This window comes from Methylobacterium sp. TK26, assembly GCF_055361565.1.
In genome coordinates this window covers 4,161,685-4,176,120 of sequence record NZ_CM143965.1, presented here as the reverse complement: position 1 = coordinate 4,176,120, position 14,436 = coordinate 4,161,685, and the positions used below count along the sequence as shown (strand labels likewise).

Here is a 14,436-nt window from a genome sequence, read left to right as displayed (position 1 = left end):
GACCGGACGGCGACGCAGGCAAATGCCTCACGGGAACTTGCCTCGCTAGAACTTGCAGGTCGTCTCGGGCAGATCGATCCCCAGCGTGTCCAGCGGCGTGCGCTGGTGCAGGAAACCCTGCTCCGGCGCCACCGAGACCATGGATTTCGGCTGCACGACGATGATCGGCTGCCGCATCTGGTGGTCCCAGGGGCGGAAACTCAGTTGCACGCCCTTGTAGGCCGGCAGGCCGAAGGCGGGATCCGTCAGGAACGGCGTGATCGTGGCCGGATCGTTGGCCTTCTTGGCCGTCACCGCGTCGCCCACCGTGCGCACCGCCATCCAGGCTTGATAGTCGAGGGGCCGCATCAGCCGCCCGGCCATCCGCTTGAAGCGGTTCTGCGCCTGGGCGGCGCCCCAGGTTTCCAGAACCGGCGACCACGTGGTCGGGGTGAGGCCCTGCGTGCCGCCCACGGGACGCGGATCGACCGTGCGATAGGGGACGTAATCGCCCCAATCGCCCTCCTCGTCGGCGACCACGGCCATGTCGTAGTCGAGCCCCCTCGTGAACACCATCGCCTCGGCGCGGGTCGGCGTGTCGCCCCGCGCCTTGGCGAGCGGCCCGAAGGTCCAGGGCTTGTCGGCCGTGACCTTCAGGGCGAACTTCCGCGCGGAGTTGCGCATGGCGTCCGCGTAGCCCTTGTCCGCCTCGGTCGGGCCGACGATCAGGAACACCTTCCGCCAGCGCATCACCGTCAGGTACTGCGCCAGGGCATCGGTGAACATCGCCCGCGAGGGCACGATGTGGAACACGTTCGCCCGGCAATCCGCCCCGCGCAGGCGGTCGTCGGAGGCGCCCGCGTTGAACACGACCGTCCCCGTGCCCTTCACCGCGTCGGCGACCTTCAGCACCTGATCGGCCGGCAGAGTGAGCACGATGTAGTGAATGCCCTTGGCCACCAGATCCTTGGCCGCCGCCACCGGGTCCGGCGAAGCCTCCGAGAGCGCCCGCTCCTCCAGCTTGAAGGTCTGCTTGGTGAAGCGGCCGGTCGTGTTGTCGTCGGCGATGCCCATCCGAGCGCCGGCCACGCCCTCGTCCTCGGGAACGGCCTCGGCATCGTAGGAGGCGGGCGCCTCCTGCGGCCGGTAGATCAGGCCGATCTGCGTTTCGAGCGTGGCGGGCGCGGACGGGGTCGTCGGCACGGCGGCCGGCTCCTGCGCCAGGGCCGGGCCGGCGAGCAACAGCGCCGCGAGCGCCATCAGGGAACCGGGAGAAGATGCACGATCTTGCATGCACGCGGCCTGTATCAGCATCTCGGGGGGGCGCTCAACCTGTCCGCGCAGGAAGTTCGCGCGGAAAAACGCCTCACGGCAGCGGGAGTTGGGGCGTGCAGGCCCGTTCGTCCATTGCCAAAACGTCCCAGCGAACGAATTGACGGCCCAGCACGACACGGCCCCCGCAAGGCCGGCGACCGGAGGAAACGCCCGATGCGCTCGACGACTCGCCCCGTGGCCCTCGCTTTTCTGCTCGCCGCTCTCGCGGCGGGGACCGGCCCCGCCGTCGCGGCCACGGAGAAGGCGGCGGTCTTCCCCATCGAGATGAACGACCCCGGCGCCTCCTACGGCGCGCGCCTCCGCCCGGCGGATGCGAAGAAGCTCACCCTCGTCACCGACGAATTGCGCAACGCCCTCAAGGCGCAGGCCGGCGTGGAGCTGGTGGACACCGCCCCCGCCGCCAAGGAGGTCGATCAGAAGGGGCCGCTCTACAAGTGCAACGGCTGCGCGGACGACATCGCCAAGGGCCTCGGCGCCGACCTGACGGTGACGGGCTACGCCCAGCGCGGCGCCAACCAGATCTTCAACCTCAACGTGACGATCGCCGAGGCCGCGACGGGCAAGATCATCCGGGGCGGGCAGGTGACGATCCGCGCCGACGACGACAACACCTGGGCGCATGGCATGCGCTGGCTGGTGAAGAACCGGCTGCTCGCCGAGCCGCTGCCCGCCAAGCCGTGAACTAAGCCGTGAGCCGGAGTTTGCGCGAAACGTGTTCCCCTTGGGCGCACTCTGGGCTAGCCCAGGGGCGTTGTCCCGGATAGCCCGCCATCGTGACACCTGTTTCCTTCCCCCGGCTCCTCGTGAGCGTGCGCGACCCGGCCGAAGCCGAGGCCGCCCTGCTCGCGGGCGCCGACCTGATCGATGCCAAGGACCCGGACCGGGGCGCGCTCGGCGCGCTAGCCCCGGAGATCGTGGCCGAGATCATGGCGCGCCTGCCGCAGCAGGGCGTCGAGACGAGCGCGGTCGCGGATTCCTCCGAGAGCCTCGCGGCCATGGCCCGCAGCGGCGCCCGGTGGGTGAAGCACGGCATCCCGCGCGACCGCTGGCAGGATGCCGGCCACCTCGCCCGCATCGCCGGCTCGGTGCCGGGGCGGGTGATCGCGGTGCTGTTCGCCGAGGACGAGCCGGGCGCCCATTGCGTGCCGGCCCTGGTGCGGGCCGGGTTCGCCGGGGCGATGATCGACACCTCCGGCAAGGCAGGGGTGCGCCTGCCGGACCTCCTTGGGCCGGAGGAGCTGGCCGGGTTCGTCGCCGCCTGCCGCGCGAACGCGCTGCTCTGCGGCCTCGCCGGCTCCCTCAGGATCGCCGACATCCCCGCCCTCTCGGCCGCCGGGCCGGATTACCTCGGCTTCCGGGGCGGCCTGTGCCGGGGCTTCGACCGCACCAACGGCATCGACCCGCTGCGCGTCGCGGAGGCCGTGCGGGCGTTGAAACCGCAAGCGCAGGACGCCGCGTGAGGGCTGTCGTCAAGGTCGGCGGAAGCCTTCTCGCGGACGGGCCGCGCCTGCGCACCGTGCTGGCGGGCCTCGCCATAGGCCCGCGCTGCGTGATCGTGCCCGGCGGCGGCCCCGATGCCGATGCCGTACGCGCCGCTCAGGCCCGCGAGGGCTTCTCCGACGCGGAGGCCCATCGCCGGGCGCTCGGCGCCATGGGCCGCACCGCCGCGCGGTTCCTCGCCATCGAACCCCGCCTCGCGATCGACACCGCGCCCTGGGACGACGCGCGGGACGGGACCGCCCTCGTCTGGGATCCGGCGCTCCTGCGCGCGGGCCATCCCGACATCCCCGAGACCTGGGACGTCACCTCCGACAGCCTCGCCCTGTGGCTCGCCGCGCGGATCGGCGCGCCGTCCTGCACCCTCGTCAAATCCGCCGACGCCCCGGCGGGCTGCGACGCCGACATGCTGTCGCGGCTCGGGCTGGTGGACGCCGCCTTCCCCGCCTTCGCGCGTTGCTTCCGGGGGGCCATCGTCATCGACGGGCCGGGCGGCCCGGTCCCGATCCCCGGCAGGAGGGCCGCATGAGCGACCCCGCGCAGGGCGCGTCCGAGCACATCGTCTTCGTCACCGGCAAGCTTGCCCGGCCGCGCCTCGAAAAGATCGCGGCGAGCCTGCCCGCGCGAATCCGCTGGAGCATCGCCGATGCCGGCGTGAAGGTCGCCGCGCTGATGACCGAGGAGATCATCAAGCGCCGCGTCGCGATCCCGGACGGCGCGACGCGCATCGTCCTGCCCGGCCGCTGCCGGGCGAACCCGGACGCGCTGGCCGAGCATTTCGGCCTGCCCGTCGAGCGGGGGCCGGACGAGATCGTGGACCTGCCGGCTTGGCTCGGCCTCGCCGGCCGCAGCCTCGACCTGTCCCGGCACGACGTGCGGATCTTCTCCGAGATCGTGGACGCCTCGAAGATGTCGCCGGAGCAGATCCTGGCGCGGGGCCTTGACCTCGCCCGGCGCGGCGCGGACGTGATCGACCTCGGCGGCCTGCCGGATACGCCCTTCCCGCATCTCGAAGCCTCGGTACAGGCCCTGAAGGGCGCCGGACTTAAGGTGAGCGTCGATTCCTTCTCCCGCGACGAGCTTTCGCGCGGGGCCAGGGCCGGGGCCGACTATCTGCTCAGCCTCAACGAGGACACGCTGGACCTCGCCTTCGAGACCGACGCGGTGCCGATCCTCGTGCCGACCCGACCCGAGGACCTGCCCTCCCTCGACCGGGCGATCGAGCGGATGCTGAAGGCCGGCAAGCCCTTCATCGCCGACGCGATCCTGGAGCCGATCCATCACGGGCTGGTCGACTCGGTCGCCCGCTACCGCGACACCCGCGCCCGCTGGCCCGACATCGAGATGATGATGGGCACCGGCAACCTCACCGAACTCACCGAGGCGGACAGCCTCGGCGTCACCGCCCTGCTGATGGGGATGTGTTCGGAACTGTCGATCGGCAACGTGCTGATCGTCCACGTCTCGAACCACACCCGCCGCACGGTGGAGGAGCACGACGCCGCCCGCCGGGTGATGTACGCGGCCAAGGCCGACGCCGCCCTGCCGAAGGGCTACGGACGGGAACTTCTGGCACTTCACGACAAGCGCCCCTTCGTGCAAACGCCCGAGGAGATCGCGGCCGCCGCCGCCGAGGTCCGCGACCCGAACTACAGGATCGCCGTGGCCGAGGACGGCATCCACGTCTACAACCGCGACATCCACAGGGTCGGCACCGACGCGATGGCCTTCTTCCCGGATCTCGACGTGAAGAGCGACGGGGCGCACGCGTTCTACCTCGGCGGCGAACTCGCCAAGGCCGAGACGGCGTGGCGGCTCGGCAAGCGTTACGTGCAGGACGAACCCCTCGACTGGGGCGCCTCCGCAGACCGGCCGAGCGAGGACACCACCGCCTTCAAGAAGGCCGGGCACACCAAGCATTCCGGCCCCGACGCGCCGTTCCCCGGCACCCGCGACGTCCGCGCCCCGGAGACGGGTCCGGCGGGCGAAAAGATCGTCTGCGGGCGCCTCGTGCCCTCGGACGAAGGATGAGCCGATGCCGCTGATCCTGGAGACCATTGTCACCACGGTCTCGCCTGCGGGCGCGCTGCATCTCGTGCCGTTCGGGCTGATCCAGGAGGGCGACGACTACGTGCTCGCCCCGTTCCGGCCCTCGCCGACCATCGAGAACCTCGACGCGAGCCCGTATTTCGCCGCGTCGAGCCCCCGGGACATCCGCGTGATCGCGGGCGCCGTCACCGGCCGGCGGGACTGGCCGACCGAGCCCTGCGAGACCATCCCCGGCCGGCGGCTGGCGGACAGTTTCGGCCATGCCGAGTTCGAGGTGGTTGGGGTGGAGGAGGACGCGCAGCGCCCGCGCTACCGGGGGCGCATCCGCCACAGGGCGGCGCATGCGGCCTTCATCGGCTACAACCGGGCACAGGCCGCCGTGCTGGAGGCGGCCGTGCTCTCGACGCGGCTCCACATGCTGGAGCCCGCTAAAATTCTCGGCGAGATGACCTATCTCGCCATCGCCATCGCCAAGACGGCGGGCCCGCGCGAGCGCGAGGCCTGGGGTTGGATCGAGGACAAGGTGGCGGCGGCGCTCGGCCCCGACGCCCGCATCCTCGGCCGGGAGGACCGCTAAAGGCGGCAGGAGAGCAAAACGATGAAGAAAATCACCCTGGCGACGGCGGCGCTCGCCGCCCTCGTAGCCTTCACGGCCCAGGCGCACGGCCCGACCCGGCGCAAGGTGTCCGAGTCGATCGAGATCAACGCCCCCGCCGACAAGGTCTGGGCGGTCGTCGGCGACTGGAAGGACGCGAACTGGCTTGAGAACGTCACCAAGACCGACACCCAGGGCGACGATCCGAGCAAGTCCAAGCGCACGCTCACCCTCAAGAACGGCAACACGATCGGCGAGACCGGCGGCAAGTACAAGCCGGACGACAAGCTGTTCATGTTCTACATCGACAAGGTCGATGTGAAGGACCTGCCGGCCAACGATTATTCCGGCACGATCACCGTCGAGCCGGCGGGCGATTCCAAGTCGAAGGTCGAATGGAAGTCCGCCTTCTACCGTGGCTACATGAACAACGATCCGCCGGCGGACCTGAACGATGAAGCCTCCGAGAAGGGCGTCAGCAACTGGGTGAAGGCGAGCCTCCAGAACCTGAAGAACAAGGTCGAGAAGGGCTCTTGAGCCGCCTCGGGGCCAGCCTCGCGGCACTGCTCCTGACCCTCGCGCCGGCCCAGGCCGGGCCGGCGCGGGAGGCCATCGTGACGGTGCAGCTCGCCAACGCGGTGGAGGTCGTGGATCTGGCCTCGAACACGGTGCTGCGCCGGATCGCCGTCGACGGCGCGCCGGCCGGCATCGCCCTCTCGCCGGACCGGAAGCGGGCCTACGTCACGCGGCCGGAGGGTCACGGCCTCGCCGTGCTCGATCTCGACGCGGGCACCGTGCTCACCGAGATCCCGCTCCCCGGCGGCCCCCTCGGCGTGGCGGCGGACCCGCGCGGCGGGCACGTCTACGTGGCCGATTGGTACGGCGCCCGCATCTTCGTCCTCACCGAGAAGGACGGCGTGCTGGCGCCCGACGGAGAGATCGCGGTCGGGCAATCGCCCTCCGGCATCGCCGTCGCCCCGGACGGCGCCAGGATCTACGTCGCCAACCGCGAGGCGGACACGGTCTCGGTGGTGGACGCGGGCGCGCGGCGGGAGATCGCCGTGATCCCCGTGGGCCACCATCCGTTCGGCATCACCCTCGATGCGCAGAACGGGCGCGCCTACACCGCGAACGTGACGGGCGATGACGTGTCGGTGATCGACGTCGCGGCCGCCAAGGAAATCGGCCGCGTGCCTACGGGGCGGCGCCCCTACGTGGTGGCGCTGCTGAACGGGCGCGGCTTCGTCACCAACCAATACGCGGACAGCGTGACGGCCTTCGACCTCGCGACGCTGAAGCCCCTCGCCGAGATCGACGTCGGCGACCACCCCGAGGGCATCGCCGCCGACCCGGCGACGGGCCGCCTCTACGTGGCCGATTGGGGCGACAACCGCCTCAGCGTCATCGACGCGGCCAGCCTGAAGGCGGTGGCGCAGATCGCCACCGGCAACGGGCCGAGGGCCTTCGGCGACTTCCTGCGCTAGACCGGCCGGCGCTGCGGCGCCCGCCGGTAGGTCGCGCGGGCGGCGACCAGGGCGCCGCCGTATTGCAGGAAGCCGTTCTCGGAGAAGTCCGGGGGGCCGAGATGGGCCTGCAGCAGCAGGCGCGTCACGGCGTTGAGCAGTAGCAGCGTGACGCAGAACGCGGCGGCGGCAAGCAGCGTGGCGACGAATTCCGGCATGGAGCGTCCCCTTCGAAGCGGGTCCGCATGGCCGGCTCACACCGCCATGCCGGCTAAGCTTAGCAAAGCCTGCGCCAAGGGGAAGGGGTGCGTCAACGGCGCCCGGAATCCGCCCCGTTCGCCACCGCCGGAGGCTTGGTGTGCTTCGGGATTTCGACGAAGAGGCGCTTCACCGGCCAGCCGTCGCTCCACCGCTCCATGTCGGCCAGACGCGGGTTGGCCTTGAGCGCCGTCGCGTCCCCGCCGGAGAAGGCGGCGGCGGCGGCGAGGTCGAAGGTCTTCCAGAAGCCGAGGTAGTCGAGGGCGTCGGCGCGGGCGAGGTTGATCTGCGAGACCAGCGTCTGCTGCTCGCCGGTCAGCGCCATCTCGGCGGACCAGCGGAAGGGCGGCGGCTTCGGCGCGTCCTTCGGCTCCGGCGGCATCTTGATCGCCCCCGCATCGTAGGCCGCGTCGATACCGGCCGGGGCGGCGAGGGTCGCCGTCAGGGCCGGGAAGCCGTGATCGTCCGAGAGGGCGCGCACGAACAGCTTGCGCTCGGCCGGCACGGCGCTCGCCTCGCGCAGGAGGCGACGGGAGGCCGCCTCGGCCGCACGGGAATCCTTGTCGCCCACCATGGTGACGATCAGTGTGGTGGGGGCGATCCGCTCCAGATCCTCCAGGGGGATGCCGCGCGACTTCGGCCCGCTGGCGATGCCGCCGGGCACCGCCGCGAAGATCAGCTTCGGGGCCGGAAGCCCCTCCTTCGCCGCGCCGGCGGCGAGGTCCATGGCCAGCGGTGCACCCGCGAGATGCCCGATCATCGCCACGCGCGACAGGTCGGGCTTGGCCTCCTTGTCGTCGGCGACCTCACCGAGGGCCGCCTTCACCAAAGCCGCGGCATTGGCCGGGGCATCGGAGGGCTTGGTACGGTTCACCTCCTGGAAGCGCGGGAACAGAACCAGCCAGCCCTGGCGGGTGAGATGGTCGATCCAAGCGCCGTAGCTCTGCGGGTTCACCGCGCCCCAGCCGTGCAGGAACACCGCCACCGGACGGCCGGCTTCGGGCGCCGGGCTGGAGGCGTAGAAGGCGAAGGTCGGGGCGCTGGGCCGCCCGAGGGCCCGCTTGGCGACGCTCACCTTGCGGTCGCCCACGCTCCCCGGCCCGTCATTCGGCTGGACCGGAGGGCTCGCCGCCTGGGCAGCATTCGCCACGGCGAACAGGCCGGCGGCGAACGTTGCGCGAAGGGCTTTCAAATGCATGGCGGCCTCGGGAGACGGTATTTCCAGGCCGGTTTGAACCGGTGGCTGTCCCCATAACAGATTCGCCGTCTTTGGCGATGGAGCGTGCCCCGATCTCGTCAAGTGATCGCGGCGTGTTCCCGGAGCGTGTTATCCAAGGATCGCAGGAGAGCGGCCAGCGCCTCGGGCAACTCGTTGCGTTCCCGCTCGAAAGTCTCGCGCAGGCGCTCGCCGATCACGGCGGCGACCAGCGCATCGCGGGAGTGTCCCCCCCGGCGAGCGAGCGTATCGGCGTGATTTTCGGCGACGACGTTCATGGTCTGCGATCTGACTAAGGTGGCCTGCGCACGGCGGCACGCGGTGACGGAGAGCCACGAACGCGGGACCGGGGCGAAAGTTTCAGCCTTGCCGTAACGGATCGCGCCGCTACGCCTGCTGCTGCACCTTGCCGGAGCCGATCATCCCCGGGCCGCCCGAGGACGGGGGCTGGCCCGCCGCCTCCTGCACCCAGGCCAAGATGTCCTCGGCCCGCCAGGGCTTGGGAATGAAGGTCGCGGAGACGCGCAGGTCGCTCGGCTGGTCGCCCGCGTCGCCGGAGGTGAGGAGCACGCGCACCTTCGGCCACGTCACGCCGATGATGCGGGCGAGTTCGAACCCGCCGATGGGGCCGGGGGTGCGCACGTCGGAGAAGACGACGCTGACCTCTTCGGCACGATCGTTGAGGATCGCCAGCGCCCGCTCGGCGGTCTCGGCCTCGATCACGGTGAAGCCCGTGTCTTCCAGGAGAGTGGCCGCAAGGAAGCGCTCGTCGGGCTGGTCCTCCACGACGAGGATGACGGGCTTTCGTCCAGGCAGTCGCGCGTCGCTCATCGAGCCGCTAATCCACTAGGTCTGAACGGCGAAAGCGGCGATCGGTTCATCACCAAAGTGTCGTCGCACCCCGCCGGACCCGCGCAGGCACAGATCCTTCCCGTTCCATCGCACAGTTGACAGGAAACGGCCGTGTCATTCCGAACACAGCCGCCGTCGAACGTTGGAACAACTTGGCCATTCAGAAGTGATCGTCCGGCTTGAGCGGGGGAAAACCGCTCAAGCCGGTCTACCCTTGCGCTTCGTCAGACACCGTGAGCCTTGAAGAAGGCCAGAGCGCGGGCCCAGCCATCCTCCGCGGCCTCCTTGCGGTAGCTCGGCCGGTAATCCGCGTGGAAGCCGTGGGGCGCGTCCGGGTAGACGACGAGTTCCACGCTCTTGCCGGCCGCCTTGGCCGCGTCGCGCGCCGCCTCCACGGAGGCGACGGGGATGCCGGTATCGGCCCCGCCATAGAGCGCCAGCAGGGGTGCGTGGATCTCCCCGGCCACGTCCCCGGCGGTGCGCGGCTGGATCGACGTGCGCTCGCCGCCCACCGGGCCGTACCAAGCGACCGCCGCCTTCAGGTCGGTGCGGTGCGCGTCGTAGAGCCACACCGCCCGGCCGCCCCGGCACCAGCCCATCACGCCGAGGCGCTGGCCGTCGCCCTTGGCGGCGGAGGTCGCCCAGGCCACCGTGGCGTCGAGATCGCCGATCCACTGCGCGTCCGGCGTCTTGGAGATCACCTCGGCGATGATCTGCTTCGCGTCGGTCATCTTCGAGAGGTCGCCCTGGCGGGCGTAGAGTTCCGGCGCCACGGCGCAGTAGCCCGCCTTGGCGAGGCGGCGGCAGATGTCCTTGATGTAATCGTGGACGCCGAAGATCTCCTCGACCACGAGGATCACCGGGAACGGCCCGTCCCCCTTCGGCATCGCCCGGTAGGCGGGCATCGGCCCGTCGCCGGCCGGGATCGCGACCTCGCCGGCCTCGATGCCCTCGGCATCGGTGTGGATCACCTGCGCCTCGACCCGCGTCGTCGCGAGGGTCAACCCGCTCATAAGGCCCGTCATCACGAAACCCCGCCGCGACAGCGGCGACGCGACGAGACCGTCGAGACCGGCATTGGCTTCGTCCCGCATATCAACTCTCGGTTGTCCTCGTGAGGAAGGGCTAGCCGGCCGGGGGCGGTGCGGTCAAACCGGGGCGGCGCGGTCCTCGGGCGGCCGCTGGGCTTCGAGGGCCGCCGCCTGCCGGGCGCGCATCCGCGCCTGGAGATGGCTGCGGCGGGCGGCGATGGCCGTGCCGTTGATCTCGCCGCCGAACAGGAACATCGCGGCGAGCCAGTAGAGGAAGACGAGGAACACCATCGCCGTGGCGAGGCCGCCATAGGTCGAGGCGTAGGCGTTGGAGAACCGCTCCAGATAGAAGCCGAAGCCGAGGCCGGCGAGGAACCACAGGAGCAGCGTCACCGCGATCCCCGGCAGGACCGAGACGATGGAGCGCCGCCCCGCCGCGACGAATTTGTGGGCGATGACCAGCACGAAGGCCAGCAGCATCGCCGTGACGGCGATGCGCACGATGGCGACGGTGAGCCCGAGGGGTTCGAGCCCGGGCGCCACGAGGATCAGCCGGCTCCAGATCAGCGGCCCGAGCACCACGAGGAGGGCGAAGGCCAGGATCGCGAAGGCGCCGCAGATCACGTACCCGATGGATTCGAGGCGCGTGAGCCACCACGGCCGGCTCTCGCGCAGGCCGTAGGCGCGGTTCAGCCCGACCCGCAGGCTCTCGACGCCCGACGAGGAGAAGTAGAGCGCGAAAAGGGCGCCGAGGGTCAGCACGCCGCCGCGCTGCGTGGTGAGCACCCGGTGGACCTCGGCGACGATGGGCGAGGCGATCTCGCGCGGCCACGCCTCGAAGATCAGCGTGCCGGCCTCGTCCGCGAGGGAGGCGGTGCCGAACAGGCCGGCGAGGGCGGCGAGCAGGATCAGGAACGGGAACAGCGAGGTCAGGATCGAGAGCGCGATATGGCTCGCGATGGCCCAGCCGTCATGGGCGACGAATCGCTGGGCGGCGAGGCCGGCCAGCCCGAGACCTTTGCGAAGCCTGTCCAAGAGTCCGGTCCGCTCCGTCGCCACGTCCGCGCGCCGTCGATGGCGGCGACGGGTGCCCCGCGTCAACGCCGCCCGCCGCAGCCGCGGCCTTTCGCGCCGGGGTGACGCCTTCCGGCAACGCAACGATGACGAATGATGGTTGCCGGAACGTCGCGGCCATGCTTGGCCTTGCGGGTCCGTCGCGTAGCCTGAACGAAGTTGAGCCCGTCGCGCCCTCCCACCCCCTCGCCGGTCGCGTCCGCCCTGGTGCCGGGCCTGTTCGTGCTGATCTGGTCGACGGGCTTCATCGTCGCCCGCGGATCGGTGCCCCATGCCGACCCGCTGGTCTTCACCGCCCTGCGCTTCAGCAGCGTGGCCCTCATCCTCGGCCTCATCGCCCTGGCTTTGGGGGCGCGGTTCCCGGCGGGCTGGAAGGGCTGGCGCGGCCCCCTCGTCGCCGGCTTCCTCATGCAGGGCGTCTATCTCTCGGCCACCTTCGTCGCGATCAGCCATGGCCTGCCGGCCGGCATCGCCGCCCTGGTCGGGAGCCTCCAGCCCCTCCTCACGGCGTCCCTGGCAGGTCCGCTCCTCGGCGAAAAAGTCAGCCGGCGCCGGGCGGCGGGCATCGCCGTGGGCTTCCTCGGCGCGGCGCTGGTGCTCGTGCCGAAGCTCGGGGCCACCGATGCAGCGGGAATCCCGCCCGGGGCGCTCGCCGTGTCGCTCGGCAGCGTCGTCGCCCTGACGCTCGGCACCCTCTGGCAGAAGCGCACGGGCGGGGGCGGCGACCTGCTCGCCAGCGCCGTGCTGCAATTCCTCGGCGGGACGGCCTGCGCCGTGCCCCTGGCCCTGGCCTTCGGCGGACCCAGGTTCGATGCGGTCGGTCCCCTCTGGTTCAGCCTCGGCTGGGCGATCCTCGTGAACTCCGTCGCCGGGGTGCTGCTGTTCCTGTTCCTCATCCGGCGGGGCGCGGTGGCGGGCGTCGCCGCGCTGTTCTTCCTCGTGCCGCCGGTCTCGGCGGGGCTCGGCTACCTGCTGTTCGGCGAGACCCTGACGCTGGTGCAGATCGCCGGCATGGCCGTGGCGGCGGCGGGCGTCGCCGTGGCGAACAGGGGCTAGGCGCGACGTCGCGGAGCGCAACCGGATCGGGCTCCGCGACTTGATCGGCCGGGCGCAACGGCGCTCGCCAGGAGTGACGCCGCCATGCCCGGAACCGAGATCCGCCTCGCCCTCGACGCGATCCCGATGGGAGGCATGAAGGAAGGCGCGGCCGGGGACGACAAGGTGCTGTTCGTGCGCGACGCCTCCGGCGTGCGGGCGTTCCAGGCCAAGTGCCCGCATCTCGGGGCGCCGCTCGCCAAGGGCGAGATCTGCGGCGGGCGCCTCTATTGCCCCTGGCACAAGGCCGCCTTCGCCCTCGCGGACGGAAGCCTCGAAGAGCCGCCGGCCCTCGATTCCCTGACGCGCTATCCCGTGCGCATCGAGGGCGCGGAGGCGGTCGCGACCCTCACGCCGGAGCCCGCGCCGGCCAAGAAAGCCAGCGCCCCCGTGGCGGACGTGCTCATCGTCGGTTCGGGCGCCGCCGCCGTCGCCTGCGTGAAGACCCTGCGCCGCGAGGGCTATGACGGGCGCATCACCATGGTCGGCCGCGAGGGGCATCCGCCCTACGACCGGACCAAGCTGTCGAAGCAGTTCCTCGCCAAGCCCACCCCGCCGGAGAAGGTGCTGATCGAGCCCGATTTCGCGGAAGGCAACCGGGTCGAGCGCGTGACGGCGGATGTCGCCGAGGTCGATCCCGCCGCCCGCGAGGTCCGGCTGAAGGATGGGCGGACGCTGAAGGCCGAGGCGATCCTCATCGCCACCGGCAGCCGGGCCGCAATGCCGGATTTCCCCGGCAAGGACCTCGACGGCGTGTTCACCCTGCGCAGCCTCGACGACGCCCTCCGCGTGAGCGAGGCGGCGGGCGAGGGCAAGAACGTCGTGGTGGTGGGCGCCGGCTTCATCGGCCTGGAGGCCGCCGCCTTCCTCACCAAGCGCGGCCTCGCCGTGACGGTGCTGGCCCGCGAGGAGGTGCCCTTCGCCAAGCGCTTCGGCGAGGCGGTGGGCGCCGCGCTCAAGCAGTATCACGCCGGCAACGGCGTCACCTTCTCGCAGGGCTCCGTCGCCAGGATCGCCGGCAACGGCCGTGTCGCGGCCGTCGAGACCGAGGACGGACGGCGCTTGCCGGCCGACATCGTCCTCGTGGGCGCGGGCGCGAAGCCGGAAGCGGACCTGATCGCCGGGATCGCGCCGGACGACAGCGGCGGCCTCACCGTCGGGGGCGACTTGAAGGTCGCGGAGGGTGTCTGGATCGCGGGCGACATCGCCGCCTTTCCCGAGAAGGCGAGCGGGCAGACCGCGCGGATCGAGCATTGGCGCCTCGCGCAGCAGCACGGGACGCATGTGGCCCACGCCATCCTCGGCCGGGGCGGTGACTTCGCGGGCACGCCGTTCTTCTGGAGCAACCAGGGCGACAAGCGGCTCGATTACGGCGGCTATGCCAAGGACTTCGACCGGATCGTCCTGCAGGGCGACCCCGCCGCCCTCGATTTCATCGCCTACTACGTGACCGGAGACAGCGTCACCGCGGCATGCAGCATCGGCCGGAACGGCGCCTTCACCGCCTTCCTGCACCTTCTCGGGCTCGGGCGCCTGCCCTCGGCCGCCGAGATCGAGTCGGGCGCGGATCTCCTCGGCCTCGCAAGGGATGCCGCCTAGGCGGGCACTGCGTCAGCACGGCACGGAACGGGGCGGAGGGGTTCCCGCTTTCCCCTGCTTGCGCCTGTCCGGCGCCTTCGGGGATGCGCCATGAACCAGATCATCGTCGTCGCGCTCATCTGCGCGGCCTCCGTGCAGGGGCCGGATTGCTCGCGCGACACCGCCCTCGACGTCATCACCGGCCCGGCGCACACCCTGCAGGAATGCCTGATCCAGGGTCCGGTCCTCGCCGCCAATTCGGGCTTCAAGGGCGAGGACGGCGCGTATGTGAAGACCCGTTGCGAAGTGAAGCGCTGAGCCGTCTTGAACTTTGGTTCAAGCGTCCGGCAATGGAATCTATTTCGGCGTAGGCCCGGAAGCGTTTAGAAGGGTCGCCATAACAGACGCAAAACG

The 14,436-nt window shown here is 71.1% G+C and carries 17 protein-coding genes; 10 read left to right on the top strand and 7 right to left on the bottom strand.

Annotated features, from left to right (window positions below):
* Positions 1 to 45 precede the first annotated feature (45 nt).
* Entirely contained in the window at positions 46 to 1,239 is a 1,194-nt protein-coding gene (locus ACXJ1Y_RS20350) for an ABC transporter substrate-binding protein (RefSeq protein WP_463847902.1), read from the bottom strand.
* Between the two features lie 228 nt (positions 1,240 to 1,467).
* Between ACXJ1Y_RS20350 and ACXJ1Y_RS20345 the strand changes: the two genes are divergently transcribed.
* From ACXJ1Y_RS20345 to ACXJ1Y_RS20315, 7 genes are all read left to right on the top strand, one after another.
* Positions 1,468 to 1,995, top strand: a complete 528-nt coding sequence (locus ACXJ1Y_RS20345) for a DUF3280 domain-containing protein (protein ID WP_463847901.1) — start codon at positions 1,468 to 1,470, stop codon at positions 1,993 to 1,995.
* 92 nt (positions 1,996 to 2,087) lie between these two features.
* Positions 2,088 to 2,774 (top strand): (5-formylfuran-3-yl)methyl phosphate synthase, encoded by a 687-nt coding sequence (locus tag ACXJ1Y_RS20340; protein WP_463847900.1) that lies wholly within the window; start codon positions 2,088 to 2,090, stop codon positions 2,772 to 2,774.
* On the top strand, positions 2,771 to 3,340 hold the full coding sequence (locus tag ACXJ1Y_RS20335) for an amino acid kinase family protein (RefSeq protein ID WP_463847899.1): 570 nt from the start codon (positions 2,771 to 2,773) through the stop codon (positions 3,338 to 3,340). Before ACXJ1Y_RS20340 ends, ACXJ1Y_RS20335 begins: the two co-directional genes overlap by 4 nt.
* Positions 3,337 to 4,842 (top strand): DUF6513 domain-containing protein, encoded by a 1,506-nt coding sequence (locus ACXJ1Y_RS20330; protein WP_463847898.1) that lies wholly within the window; start codon positions 3,337 to 3,339, stop codon positions 4,840 to 4,842. Before ACXJ1Y_RS20335 ends, ACXJ1Y_RS20330 begins: the two co-directional genes overlap by 4 nt.
* Before the next feature lie 4 nt (positions 4,843 to 4,846).
* Positions 4,847 to 5,437: a DUF447 domain-containing protein gene (locus tag ACXJ1Y_RS20325; protein ID WP_463847897.1), complete on the top strand. Its 591-nt coding sequence runs from the start codon at positions 4,847 to 4,849 to the stop codon at positions 5,435 to 5,437.
* Between the two features lie 21 nt (positions 5,438 to 5,458).
* Positions 5,459 to 5,992: an SRPBCC family protein gene (locus ACXJ1Y_RS20320; RefSeq protein ID WP_463847896.1), complete on the top strand. Its 534-nt coding sequence runs from the start codon at positions 5,459 to 5,461 to the stop codon at positions 5,990 to 5,992.
* Positions 5,989 to 6,939, top strand: a complete 951-nt coding sequence (locus ACXJ1Y_RS20315) for a YncE family protein (RefSeq protein WP_463847895.1) — start codon at positions 5,989 to 5,991, stop codon at positions 6,937 to 6,939. Before ACXJ1Y_RS20320 ends, ACXJ1Y_RS20315 begins: the two co-directional genes overlap by 4 nt.
* Here ACXJ1Y_RS20315 and ACXJ1Y_RS20310 read toward each other — a convergent pair.
* The 6 genes from ACXJ1Y_RS20310 to ACXJ1Y_RS20285 form a co-directional block, all read right to left on the bottom strand.
* A complete protein-coding gene (locus tag ACXJ1Y_RS20310; RefSeq protein WP_342162786.1) occupies positions 6,936 to 7,136 on the bottom strand; it encodes a hypothetical protein in 201 nt (66 codons plus the stop codon). The two genes, ACXJ1Y_RS20315 and ACXJ1Y_RS20310, sit on opposite strands and share 4 nt — an antisense overlap.
* A 92-nt stretch (positions 7,137 to 7,228) precedes the next feature.
* Complete coding sequence (locus ACXJ1Y_RS20305; protein ID WP_463847894.1) at positions 7,229 to 8,374, bottom strand: alpha/beta hydrolase family protein; 1,146 nt, start codon at positions 8,372 to 8,374, stop codon at positions 7,229 to 7,231.
* 98 nt (positions 8,375 to 8,472) lie between these two features.
* Positions 8,473 to 8,670, bottom strand: coding sequence for a hypothetical protein (locus tag ACXJ1Y_RS20300; protein ID WP_463847893.1), 198 nt, complete (start codon positions 8,668 to 8,670; stop codon positions 8,473 to 8,475).
* Positions 8,671 to 8,779: 109 nt separating this feature from the next.
* Positions 8,780 to 9,223, bottom strand: coding sequence for a response regulator (locus tag ACXJ1Y_RS20295; protein WP_243958630.1), 444 nt, complete (start codon positions 9,221 to 9,223; stop codon positions 8,780 to 8,782).
* A 245-nt stretch (positions 9,224 to 9,468) separates the two neighbouring features.
* A complete protein-coding gene (locus ACXJ1Y_RS20290; RefSeq protein WP_463847892.1) occupies positions 9,469 to 10,338 on the bottom strand; it encodes a dienelactone hydrolase family protein in 870 nt (289 codons plus the stop codon).
* Between the two features lie 54 nt (positions 10,339 to 10,392).
* Positions 10,393 to 11,310: a YihY/virulence factor BrkB family protein gene (locus ACXJ1Y_RS20285; RefSeq protein WP_463847891.1), complete on the bottom strand. Its 918-nt coding sequence runs from the start codon at positions 11,308 to 11,310 to the stop codon at positions 10,393 to 10,395.
* A 198-nt stretch (positions 11,311 to 11,508) separates the two neighbouring features.
* Between ACXJ1Y_RS20285 and ACXJ1Y_RS20280 the strand changes: the two genes are divergently transcribed.
* From ACXJ1Y_RS20280 to ACXJ1Y_RS20270, 3 genes are all read left to right on the top strand, one after another.
* Complete coding sequence (locus ACXJ1Y_RS20280) at positions 11,509 to 12,405, top strand: DMT family transporter (protein ID WP_463847890.1); 897 nt, start codon at positions 11,509 to 11,511, stop codon at positions 12,403 to 12,405.
* Between the two features lie 84 nt (positions 12,406 to 12,489).
* The gene (locus ACXJ1Y_RS20275) at positions 12,490 to 14,043 is read left to right on the top strand and encodes an FAD-dependent oxidoreductase (protein ID WP_463847889.1); all 1,554 of its coding nucleotides are present in this window, start codon (positions 12,490 to 12,492) and stop codon (positions 14,041 to 14,043) included.
* A gap of 90 nt (positions 14,044 to 14,133) precedes the next feature.
* Positions 14,134 to 14,340, top strand: a complete 207-nt coding sequence (locus ACXJ1Y_RS20270; protein ID WP_463847888.1) for a hypothetical protein — start codon at positions 14,134 to 14,136, stop codon at positions 14,338 to 14,340.
* The last annotated feature ends 96 nt before the right edge of the window (positions 14,341 to 14,436 follow it).

Bases quoted from the DNA above. Each gene is read 5' to 3' on its own strand.
- ACXJ1Y_RS20350 (WP_463847902.1), bottom strand. From the start codon at position 1,239: ATGGCGCTCGCGGCGCTGTTGCTCGCCGGCCCGGCCCTGGCGCAGGAG.
- ACXJ1Y_RS20345 (WP_463847901.1), top strand. From the start codon at position 1,468: ATGCGCTCGACGACTCGCCCCGTGGCCCTCGCTTTTCTGCTCGCCGCT.
- ACXJ1Y_RS20330 (WP_463847898.1), top strand. From the start codon at position 3,337: ATGAGCGACCCCGCGCAGGGCGCGTCCGAGCACATCGTCTTCGTCACC.
- ACXJ1Y_RS20325 (WP_463847897.1), top strand. From the start codon at position 4,847: ATGCCGCTGATCCTGGAGACCATTGTCACCACGGTCTCGCCTGCGGGC.
- ACXJ1Y_RS20320 (WP_463847896.1), top strand. From the start codon at position 5,459: ATGAAGAAAATCACCCTGGCGACGGCGGCGCTCGCCGCCCTCGTAGCC.
- ACXJ1Y_RS20310 (WP_342162786.1), bottom strand. From the start codon at position 7,136: ATGCCGGAATTCGTCGCCACGCTGCTTGCCGCCGCCGCGTTCTGCGTC.
- ACXJ1Y_RS20305 (WP_463847894.1), bottom strand. From the start codon at position 8,374: ATGCATTTGAAAGCCCTTCGCGCAACGTTCGCCGCCGGCCTGTTCGCC.
- ACXJ1Y_RS20300 (WP_463847893.1), bottom strand. From the start codon at position 8,670: ATGAACGTCGTCGCCGAAAATCACGCCGATACGCTCGCTCGCCGGGGG.
- ACXJ1Y_RS20295 (WP_243958630.1), bottom strand. From the start codon at position 9,223: ATGAGCGACGCGCGACTGCCTGGACGAAAGCCCGTCATCCTCGTCGTG.
- ACXJ1Y_RS20290 (WP_463847892.1), bottom strand. From the start codon at position 10,338: ATGCGGGACGAAGCCAATGCCGGTCTCGACGGTCTCGTCGCGTCGCCG.
- ACXJ1Y_RS20275 (WP_463847889.1), top strand. From the start codon at position 12,490: ATGCCCGGAACCGAGATCCGCCTCGCCCTCGACGCGATCCCGATGGGA.
- ACXJ1Y_RS20270 (WP_463847888.1), top strand. From the start codon at position 14,134: ATGAACCAGATCATCGTCGTCGCGCTCATCTGCGCGGCCTCCGTGCAG.